Source organism: Roseovarius albus (genome assembly GCF_900172335.1).
GTDB lineage: Bacteria > Pseudomonadota > Alphaproteobacteria > Rhodobacterales > Rhodobacteraceae > Roseovarius > Roseovarius albus.
In genome coordinates this window covers 1-9,977 of record NZ_FWFX01000026.1, presented here as the reverse complement: position 1 = coordinate 9,977, position 9,977 = coordinate 1, and the positions used below count along the sequence as shown (strand labels likewise).

Below are 9,977 nucleotides of genomic sequence, written 5' to 3'. Positions count from 1 at the left end.
CTTGAAATGATGGAGCACAGTCAGCCCGCCAACCAAGACACCCCGTCGAATGTCCAGGACACCTTGTTGTCCGAGAACCCATATGGGACTTGGCCTGCGGAAACCATCAGGGCCAGCGGCCGCGTGCGCCGCGCAAACAGGCCGGACACACGTCTGCTTCTGACCAGTGCAAAATTATTTCAAAAATGTCTTGCTATGCAGGGGCTATCCACACATGCCATTCGCTGCGATTGCGAATTCGGTTGGCTGGCGAACTTACACATTGCGGGACAAAGCTGACATGTAGAGCTAGTTGGCAAATGGCCGCTTAGCCACGCATTCTACTCGGAACACCCAATAGTTTTAACGCTCGGGCTGCTTATTTCGCGTGGAATGGAGAACTCGTAGGCTCGGGGCCTTAGACCCAAGAACCATCTGCATGGGCTGCTTTTGCAAACTGCGCAAAAGTTCTTGGCTCACGCCCTAAAGCCCGTTGAAGACCGTCGGAGGTCATTGCGTTTTTACCGTCCAGGATTTCGGCCACGAGGGTTGCCACGAACACAGCGTCTTCGTCGGGGAAGCCTGCGGCGATTAAGATGCTTTCAAATTCTTGCGGCGTGATTGTGCGATAGACAACCTCTCGGGTCGTTACTTTGGAGATCAGACCGACCGCCTCGCTCCACGTCAGCAACTCTGAGCCGGTGATTTCGTAGACCTCGCTCGCGTGACCGTCTTCGAGCAATGCTGCAACAGCGACGTCGGCAACATCGTCGAGATCAACCCAGGGTTCGGGTGCGCCAGAGTCGGGCGCTGTGACCTCGCCGCTCATCACGCTTTCCAGGAAGCCGCCTTCGTTGAAGTTTTGCATGAACCAGCTGGGCCGCAGGATCGTCCACTCCAAGGTGGAGTCCATGACCAATTTTTCGCAAGCTTGCGCGCGTTCCTCATTTCGCTCGGACAGCAGGACGACCCGTCGCAGACCGGCGGCCTCTGCCGCTTTCACGAAGTCTGCAATCACTGCATGCGCTGAAGGGACCGCAAGGTCAGGCGAATAGGCGACATAGGCGCTTTGGATGCCATTGAGGGATGCGGCCCAGGTTTCGGTGGCTTCCCAATCGAAGGGGATCGGGCTGCGACGGGTGCCGTGGCGCGGGCAGATGCCGCGCGCCTCTAACCTCTCCACAACACGTTTGCCGGTTTTGCCGGTTGCTCCGATGACGAGTATATCCGAGGTCATGCTTTCGCTCATTTTTTCCAGGTTTTATCGTGAACACATCGGTGTTCGAGTTGTCAGTGACCGATGGTGTCAAAACCGAAATGGGCCAAGGCGCGTTCGGCAATGAGCACGCCGCCGGATTCCTGAACAAAGTGCCCACCGTCGGCAATTTCGAGAGGTTCTGGACACCCTTTTATGATCGTGGACATGAAGTTCATCACATCCGGTCCAAGCATCTTGTCTCGCATACCGACCGCCATGAAGCTTTCACCGGCCCAGTCGGCGGACCAGAACTGTGCGGCCTTTTGAGAGATATCGACGCCCGGCGCATCCATCGATGTCGCGATCAGCATTGGAAACTTGCGCACGCCTGCTTTGTAACGTTGATCTGGAAACGGCGCATCATAGGCGGCGGCTTCTTCATCTGTGATGACGGGCTCGTATTTCTGCATGATGAAAGAAACGGGCACGTCGGGGTTCGAAACGATATCGGTTTTCCACTCCTCGAATGCGGGGCTATCGACCGGGCCTGCCATCAATCCGGTGTTCATGATTAACAGCCGTTTGAAGCGATCCTTCATTTCCATCGGCAGCGTCAGACCCAACACCCCGCCCCAGTCTTGGACAACAAGCGTTATGTTCTTTAGGTCCAGATGCTCAATCAGGGCGAGCATGTAGTTGCGGTGGAATTCGAACGAATAGACGTCATCGTCGATGGGTTTGTCCGACCTTCCGAACCCCAACCAATCAGGGACAATAACCCGCGCACCTGCGGCGGAAAAAACAGGGATCATTTTTCGGTAAAGGTAACTCCAGCTTGGCTCACCATGAAGCAAGAGGAACACCTCCTCCGAGCTTGGCTCGCCCTCGTCCAGGTAGTGCCCGCGCAATCCCTCATACCCTTTCAAGCCTTCAACGTAGTTGGGTTCAAACGGGTAGTCTGGGAGGTTCTCAAAACGGTCATCAGGCGTACGGAGCGCGTCGATCATAATCGATTCCTTCATGTTTAGGTCATGTGACCAAATACCTAGGTCAATTGACCAAACCCGTCAATCCTCTATAGTCACAAGCACGAAAAAATTCTTCGCCGAGGCAGTCATCTATGAATAAAAATGAACTAAAACAGTCAGCTAGTGACGAACCTCTCTCGGCGAAGGGACAAATGATCCTTGAGGCTGCGCTAAAACTGTTGATCGAAACGGGCGACGCAGGCCTGACCATGCGAAAACTTGCGGAAAGTGCGGGGATGCGCCTCAGCAACGTCCAATACTATTTCAAGACCAGAGACGATGTGCTGACGGCAATGATCACGCGGTATTTTGATGACTGTACGCAGGATTTGGTGAGATTGACCCAAGAGAGTGAAGCAGCAACCCCACGGGAAAGGGTGCTGTTCTTGATCCGTGCCGGGCTCGCGCATGGGCAGGACATCAGCGACATGTGCCGTAGCTTTCGCGAAATCTGGGCCATTTCAAGCAGGAACGCCATAATCGACACATGCCTGATGGACTACTATCGAGGCTTCGCTAACGTACTGGCCGACTTTGCCTTGCCGCAAGGGATTGACGAAAGGTCTCGCGCGCGAATGAAATCTCTTCTTGTGCCTTACTTTGAGGGCTATTCGATCACCGCGCGGTCCTTGCCGCTTGGCGCGGCGGACACGGCCGAAATGCTGACGGATCTCGCAATGTCGGTGACCAGCCAATCTGAGAGCACTTGAAAGCAAGCCAAAGACTGCCTGATATCCCTCTACGTTGAAAGCCGACTTTCGAACACATTGCAGCATCGGTCTCTTTGGGCTCAATGCGGTCATCGGATGCATCGCAGCATCTGCCAATGTTGCGGCACCAGCATCGTCAAAGACGGCCCATTCCTGCCGTTCATCTAGCCGTCAAGTTTCTGCAATCGCAGCCCGCTTACCGGCCATTCGCCGCATTTGCGAAAGTTCGAGGTGTTCGAACTTCCAGACTGCGGACAAAATCCCCGTTTATACTTTGGTATCTATGTCTGCTTTGGGGCCGATATGGTCATTGCAAAGAGAGAGTGTGATGCAGAATACTTTTGATCCCTGAATTTCGGAAAATGTTCGATTGGTAAATCGATAGTAGCTTCAAAAGCTCATGGCATTTTTAGACAGTTCCGTTCTCATTAACTCCAGAAAAGCTGCCGCGACCTTTGAGACTGGTTTATCCTGGGGTGTCAGAACGCCAATTTGGTACTGAATTGAGGGCTTGAACGGTATGCTGACCAGTCCTCCATCGAGGCCTTGGCTGTTAATGGGATCGACCAGTGCAACCGCGTTTCCAGACTGAGCAAACTCAATTAACGAGGCAAAGTACTGCGCTTCCAGAACTACATTCCAGTGAGCCTTCGCATCCGAAAATGCTCGGGCTATCTGATAGGTGGTCATGTGATCGCGAAACAATGCCGCGAATGGGACACCGTCCAGATCGCGCGGTGTCAGAAGCTCTTGTTTTGCCAGCGGGTGATCAGGCGCCATAATGCAGTGACATCTATAGGTGAATTGCTCGGCATCGACTCCAACAAACTGTGATGGCTTTTCCGCCACCGCAATGTCGAACATCTGACTTGGTAGTTGCTCAATGAGAATGTGTGAGCTTCGGGATAACAGGCGAACTTTCACGTTCTCTCGGGTTGCCAAAAACTTGCTGATTAAGTCAGGCAGGAACTTGATCGATACTCCGGGAAAGGCTGAGATGGTCAAATGACCAGTTTCCCCTTGCCGCAGTCGAGTTGCCGCCTCGTTCGCTCGCACCACGGCCTCGAGCAGCCTCTGCGCATCATCATAAAAAATCATAGCTTCAGGTGTAGGTTGCAGCCGCCCCGATTTGCGCAGAAACAACTGAAATCCCAGCCTATGCTCGAGTGTTGATATCGTATTGCTGACTGCTGGCTGTGATATTCCCAGCATTTGCGCCGCCCGCGTCATGGTTCCGGCGGTCATAATGGCTTGAAAACATTCAATTTCTCTAATTTGCATATCAGTATCATAATTATTGATTATAACTATGCCAACTAAAATTATTAGATTTGATTGCTCTGCCTCCGTAGATTGCCAGCGTTTCTGGTCAAATCTCGTGGGAGGATAAAATGAAGAAACTTTTAACAACATCAGCGTTGGCCGCTTTGATTTCGCTTGGCGTATCGGTCCCGGCACAAGCTGAAAATAAGTTCATAACAATCGGCACCGGCGGGCCAACTGGCGTCTACTTTGTGGCAGGAAATGCGATTTGCCGCATGATTCACAAAGAGGCCGCCGAAGGGCGGAAAGAAGGGCGAAAGCATGGCTTTCGTTGTGCGGCCCCATCGAGCAATGGCTCGACATATAATCTAGCCCAAATATCGCAGGGAGAATTCGAATTTGGCGTTTCTCAATCTGACTGGCAGTACTACGCCGTCAACGGAACCTCGGACAAAGTGGTAAATGACGAAGGATTTCGCGCGGTATTTTCAGTTCACCCTGAGCCGTTTCAGCTGATCGTTTCAGCCGATTCAGGTATCAAATCCTGGATGGACCTCGAGGGTAAAAAGTTGAATATCGGCAATCCTGGTTCGGGCCAGCGCGGAACAACCGAGTTGTTGATGGAGCGCTATGGAACTGATCGGGATTTTTACGGCCTGGTGACAGAAATGACATCGTCAGAGCATGCGAGTGCACTGTGTGATGGCAATATTGATGCCTTCACTTATGTCGTAGGCGTACCCAACTCCGGTGTTGCGGTTGCAACAGAGGGCTGTGGCGCACAGATCGTTTCGCTGAACACGGAAGTCGAGCAAGCTCTTATTGAAGAGCGTCCGTTTTATGCCGCAACAAGCATCCCTGCGGGAGTGTATTCTTCCCAAAAAGAAGATGTGACCACATTCGGGGGGTATGCGACGATTGTATCGCATGAAAGCGTAGATCCGGAAGTCGTTTATGAGGTTGTGCGCGCTGTGTTCGAAAATCTCGATGACTTTCGTGGGTTGCACCCGGCATTCGCAAATCTCGATCCCGAGAGCATGATCAACAATGGCAACTCGGCGCCATTGCACGAAGGCGCGGCACGGTATTACCGCGAAAAAGGCTGGATCGAATAAGCTCTCCCTCCCGTTCGATCCACTCAGGTCTCTGCCGTAACGGCAGAGACTAACCACACACACATTTAAATCGGGAAAAGTTATGTCCGAGAAATCACTGCAACAAGAAGCCGTAGAAGAGGCGCTGAAGGTTGAACGCCGCGACTATTTTGGCGCCTGGCCCAAAACCTTTATCACTTTCGGGGCGCTTTGGTCTTTGTACCAGCTCTGGATCGCTTCTCCGCTCCCTTATTCACTGGGGTGGGGGATTTTCGTGGATTTGCCTGCTCGAGGGGTCCATTTGGCATTTGGTCTGTTCCTGTGTTTTCTCCTGTTCCCGGCCAAGTTTGAAGAGAAGCGCGGCGGAAAGGCTTGGTACAGTCTTGTTTTGGCTATTATTGCGGCAGCCAGTGCCATGTATGTTTACTTTGGCTATGATGGCATTGTTCTTCGTGCCGGCATTTTACTGAATATTGATGTCTTAGGGCTTAGCATTCCCATCGAAGTTATAATATCCGCGGTTGGCATGCTGTTGCTGCTGGAAGCAACGCGTCGCGGGGTCGGACTGCCGTTGGTAATCGTATGCGGCGTGTTTATGATCTATTCTCTCTTCGGCCCTCATATGCCTGAGATCATCTCGCATAGGGGCGTCTCGCTTTCCCGTATGGTTGGATACAACTGGCTGACCAGCGAGGCAATTTTCGGCATCCCTATTGCTGTTTCACTAAGCTATGTTTTTCTGTTCGTTCTCTTTGGCGCTTTCATGGATACCGCCGGGGCAGGAAAGTTCTTTCTCGATATGTCCTTTGCAGCAGTTGGCAAATACCGAGGTGGTCCCGCCAAAGCGGCGATCCTGGCATCCGGTTTGACTGGTATGATTTCTGGATCGTCGATAGCAAATACTGTCACCACTGGTGCATTTACTATTCCAGTGATGAAGAAAACGGGTTTCCCCGGCGACAAGGCTGGCGCCATTGAGGTCTCTGCTTCAATCAACGGTCAACTTATGCCGCCGATCATGGGGGCATCGGCCTTTATCATCGCTGAATTCATCGGAATATCGTACTACGATGTGATCGTGCACGCGATGATCCCTGCATTTATTGCTTACATCTCGCTGTTCTATATCTCGCATTTGGAAAGCTTGAAGATGGGTCTTGTGGGTCTCCCCAAAGCTGATTTGCCAGCAATGCGTAAGACCTTCAAAGAGGGTGCCTATTTTCTTGTTCCAATCGGGATGTTGGTCTATCTGCTCTTGGTCAAACGTTGGAGCCCCGGCAGTGCGGTATTCTGGTCCATCATGATGATGGCCGGTATAATCGTGATCCAGCAGGTTTTGCTTGCCCGTGAACACAAACTGTCCGTGCTTAAAGGGGTGAAGTCTGGCGGGGTTATTATTTTCTATTCGTTAGTCGCTGGCGCCAAATCGATGACAGCGGTTACTGCGGCTGTCGGTGCTGCGGGCATTATCGTTGGCATCGTGTCTTCGACGGGCTTGAACAATGCAATGCTGGGTATTGTAGAGGCGCTTTCACAGGGCAATATTTATATCCTCTTGTTTTTGGTCGCCGTGGTTTCCATCGTGCTTGGGATGGGGTTGCCAACAACAGCGAACTACATTGTTGTGGCTTCATTAATGGCCGGAGTGATGGTTGAACTTGGCAATGCGTCTGGCCTTGTACTGCCCCTGATCGCGGTGCACCTTTACGTATTTTACTTCGGGCTCATGGCAGATGCGACGCCACCGGTCTGTCTGGCGGCCTTTGCCGCATCGGCAATCTCGGGCGCTGATCCGATGAAAACCGGCGTTCAGTCCTTCAAGTACGCGATCCGAACAGCGATCCTGCCGATTGTGTTTATCTTTAATCCCGAACTGTTGTTGGTGGGCGTGGAAAGCATATGGCACGGCATTATGGTCTTTATTGTAGCACTGATGGCGATCTTCGCTTTCTCCTCTTTGACGCTCCAATGGATGTTTGTGCGCCTGAAATTGGTTGAAGCTGTTTTGCTCGTCTTTGTGGTGATCAGCCTGTTTCGGCCAGATTTTGTGCTGGATCGTTTCAGCCCTGCCTTTAGTGATGTGCCGATGGCGCAGGTTGTGGCAAACGAAACCTCTGTCGAAGCGGGGAAAAAAGTGCGCCTTTATGTCACCCGCGAAACGGAATATGGGGATCGCTTCAAGCTCTTTACAGCGACAGTTCCGACAGCATCCGAGAATGTACTGGAGGCGGTTGGCGTATCCCTTGATACAGAGGACGATGGCCGCACGAGTGTCTCGGATGTGGCGTTCAATGGCCCTGCCGAACAGCTGGGGATCACGTGGGGCGATTACGTGACATCAGTTGGGCTTGAACAATCCGGTCGCATGCCAAAGGAAATCATCTATATTTTCGGTATTTTGGCCTATGCGGCCGTCGTTGTGATGCAGCGCCGCCGATTGAAGGCAATCGAAGAAGCCGATTTGGTGAAAGCGTGACAATGGAATTGAACATAACTGAACAAAACTTGCGCAATAAGATTTGGTTTTGGCTCAATGAAAACCGCAATCAAGTTGTCGACCTGACGTTACGCCTAGTGAAAATCAAAAGCCAACAGCCCGAAGGCGATGTTCGTGGGATGGCGAATGAGATTGAAACCATCGCAAGAGAGATACCCGGAACCATAGTAGAGCGCTTTATCTACGAAGAACCTGTGCACAATCTGGTCATCCGCCTCCCGGGCAATCGCCCAGGAAAGCGCCTGATATTCAATGGGCACATGGATACATTCCCTGCCGGGGATTTATCTGGTTGGACGCGCGATCCGAAGGGCGAAGTCGATGGTGACAAAGCCTATGGTCTGGGTATTTCTGACATGAAAGGCGGTATTGCGGCCAGCCTTCTGGCGATGAAATGCCTCGCTGAGACCGGTGCGGATTTTCCGGGAGAAATTGTCGGCACATTCGCAGGTGACGAGGAAACCATGGGTGTGTTGGGGACGCAATTTCTGCTTGATAATGTCCCGCATGCGGTTGGTGATGCGATGATCAGCGGTGATGTCGGTTCACCCCACATTTTGCGCTTTGGTGAAAAGGGGATGGTTTGGGCAAAGGTCACTGCAAAAGGCAGGTCAACTCATGCGGCACATGTGCACCGTGGCGAAAGCGCAATCGAGAAGTTGACTGCCGTTATGGAAAGTTTCAAATCCTTGCGGTCATTTCCAACAGACACCACGGGTCACAACGTTGTGTCGGCGATTGATCACTGGTCTGAGAGGTCTGAAAACCTTTCGGGCGAAGGTGAAACGAATGTCTTGAAGAATGTCACAGTTACCTTTGGCACTATGAATGGTGGAAGATTGTCCAACCTGGTCGCAGATCGAGCAGAGTTCACTTGTGATGTTCGCTTGCCGGTTGGTGTTTCCGTTGCGCAAGTCGAAGCAGAGATGATGCGCCTCTGCGAGGCCGAGGATGGAATCGAGCTAGAAATCACGCGCCGCTATGAGCCTAGCTGGACCGCGCCTGACCACCCGGTGATAGAAGCGGTTCGCCAGAATTGCACAACAGTTCTGGGGAAGGAGCCCGCAGTGACCATGCGCGTAGGCGCCTCTGATGCGAGGCTCTATCGGTATGCTGGAGTTCCCTCTGTTGTGTGCGGTTTGATGGCCTACAACCTTGGCGCGGCAGATGAACACATCATGCTTGATGAGCTCTACGCATTGGTGGATATCTTCGCATTCTCTGCCCATGATTATCTGGTCCATAATGCTTGATGTTGTCCTGATCTCTCTCGCTGCCTTTTTCGCGGGTGTTTTGAATGCAATTGCCGGGGGTGGGAGCTTTTTGACCTTCCCGGCGCTTGTCTTTATTGGTGTGCCTCCTATTGCGGCGAATGCAACAAGTGCCGTCGCGGTTTTCCCAGGGTATCTGAGTGGCGCTGCGGGTTTTTTATCAGAGATTAAGGCCTTTGACCGGCGAGAGCTTTATTGGCTGTTAGGTTTGTCCGTCATCGGTGGCGTCGCAGGGGCTCTCTTGCTGCTTGTCACACCATCAGAAGTGTTCAGTTTCATTGTCCCGTGGTTGTTGCTTTTTGCAACGCTACTTTTTGCCTTTGACAAAAAGATACGCGCTTGGACCAAAGGTGACAAAGGCACAAACCCCATTGGTAAGACCGCCGCCACATTGGCCGTCACGACTTACGGTGGTTACTTCAATGGCGGATTGGGAATTGTTCTGCTTGCATTATTTTCAGGCTTGGGCTTTCGCGACATGAACCTGATGAACGGCCTCAAGAATGCATTGTCCTTCATTTTGTCCGGCGCATCGGTTGTGACCTTTTTACTGGCGGGCATCGTCTATATGCGAGAAGCGGCGATTATGATGATCGCCGCAACAATCGGAGGTTATGTGGGTGCAAGACTGGCCCGAAAATTACCTGTCCCCGTGATCCGGGCAATCGTAATTATGGTCGGTCTGAGTATGACGGTAGTATTCTTGGCCAGAAGCTAAAATTGGTAAGTGGCGCATTTCTAATGTTACTCATCGCCCAGTTCTTACGCTAACAACATAAAGATCTTGATGCAGAATTCATATGTCTGACGTCAGCGCTTATGGGTCCAAATAGGTCGATTTGCTAAGAGAGGGTTTGTTGCTCATCGTAGCCACCAAGGAGTGGATGATGAGAAAGACAACGAAGAGCCCTGGCGAGAAGATCGTCAAAGATATCAA

At 51.9% G+C, this 9,977-nt stretch carries 9 protein-coding genes; 5 read left to right on the top strand and 4 right to left on the bottom strand.

What is annotated here, in order from left to right:
- Nucleotides 1-20: 20 nt before the first annotated feature.
- The 3 genes from ROA7450_RS21465 to ROA7450_RS20470 all read right to left on the bottom strand — a co-directional run bounded on the left by ROA7450_RS21465 (nt 21) and on the right by ROA7450_RS20470 (nt 2,199).
- Entirely contained in the window at nt 21-149 is a 129-nt protein-coding gene (locus tag ROA7450_RS21465) for a hypothetical protein (RefSeq protein WP_268808482.1), read from the bottom strand.
- 248 nt (nt 150-397) lie between these two features.
- Nucleotides 398-1,228 (bottom strand): NmrA family NAD(P)-binding protein, encoded by an 831-nt coding sequence (locus ROA7450_RS20475; protein ID WP_085807826.1) that lies wholly within the window; start codon nt 1,226-1,228, stop codon nt 398-400.
- Nucleotides 1,229-1,269: 41 nt separating this feature from the next.
- Nucleotides 1,270-2,199 (bottom strand): haloalkane dehalogenase, encoded by a 930-nt coding sequence (locus ROA7450_RS20470; protein WP_200812999.1) that lies wholly within the window; start codon nt 2,197-2,199, stop codon nt 1,270-1,272.
- A 98-nt stretch (nt 2,200-2,297) separates the two neighbouring features.
- On the opposite strand from ROA7450_RS20470, the gene ROA7450_RS20465 reads away from it, so the two are divergent.
- The gene (locus ROA7450_RS20465; protein WP_085807824.1) at nt 2,298-2,915 is read left to right on the top strand and encodes a TetR/AcrR family transcriptional regulator; all 618 of its coding nucleotides are present in this window, start codon (nt 2,298-2,300) and stop codon (nt 2,913-2,915) included.
- Between the two features lie 390 nt (nt 2,916-3,305).
- Here ROA7450_RS20465 and ROA7450_RS20460 read toward each other — a convergent pair whose 3' ends face one another.
- Nucleotides 3,306-4,196: a LysR family transcriptional regulator gene (locus tag ROA7450_RS20460; protein WP_159454122.1), complete on the bottom strand. Its 891-nt coding sequence runs from the start codon at nt 4,194-4,196 to the stop codon at nt 3,306-3,308.
- A gap of 110 nt (nt 4,197-4,306) precedes the next feature.
- Between ROA7450_RS20460 and ROA7450_RS20455 the strand changes: the two genes are divergently transcribed.
- The 4 genes from ROA7450_RS20455 (at nt 4,307) to ROA7450_RS20440 (ending at nt 9,758) form a co-directional block, all read left to right on the top strand.
- Nucleotides 4,307-5,293, top strand: coding sequence for a TAXI family TRAP transporter solute-binding subunit (locus ROA7450_RS20455; protein WP_085807823.1), 987 nt, complete (start codon nt 4,307-4,309; stop codon nt 5,291-5,293).
- Nucleotides 5,294-5,375: 82 nt separating this feature from the next.
- On the top strand, nt 5,376-7,748 hold the full coding sequence (locus tag ROA7450_RS20450; protein ID WP_085807822.1) for a TRAP transporter permease: 2,373 nt from the start codon (nt 5,376-5,378) through the stop codon (nt 7,746-7,748).
- 29 nt (nt 7,749-7,777) lie between these two features.
- Complete coding sequence (locus tag ROA7450_RS20445) at nt 7,778-9,022, top strand: M20/M25/M40 family metallo-hydrolase (protein WP_200812998.1); 1,245 nt, start codon at nt 7,778-7,780, stop codon at nt 9,020-9,022.
- Complete coding sequence (locus ROA7450_RS20440) at nt 9,015-9,758, top strand: sulfite exporter TauE/SafE family protein (protein ID WP_085807820.1); 744 nt, start codon at nt 9,015-9,017, stop codon at nt 9,756-9,758. The genes ROA7450_RS20445 and ROA7450_RS20440 overlap by 8 nt, the downstream gene beginning before the upstream one ends.
- The last annotated feature ends 219 nt before the right edge of the window (nt 9,759-9,977 follow it).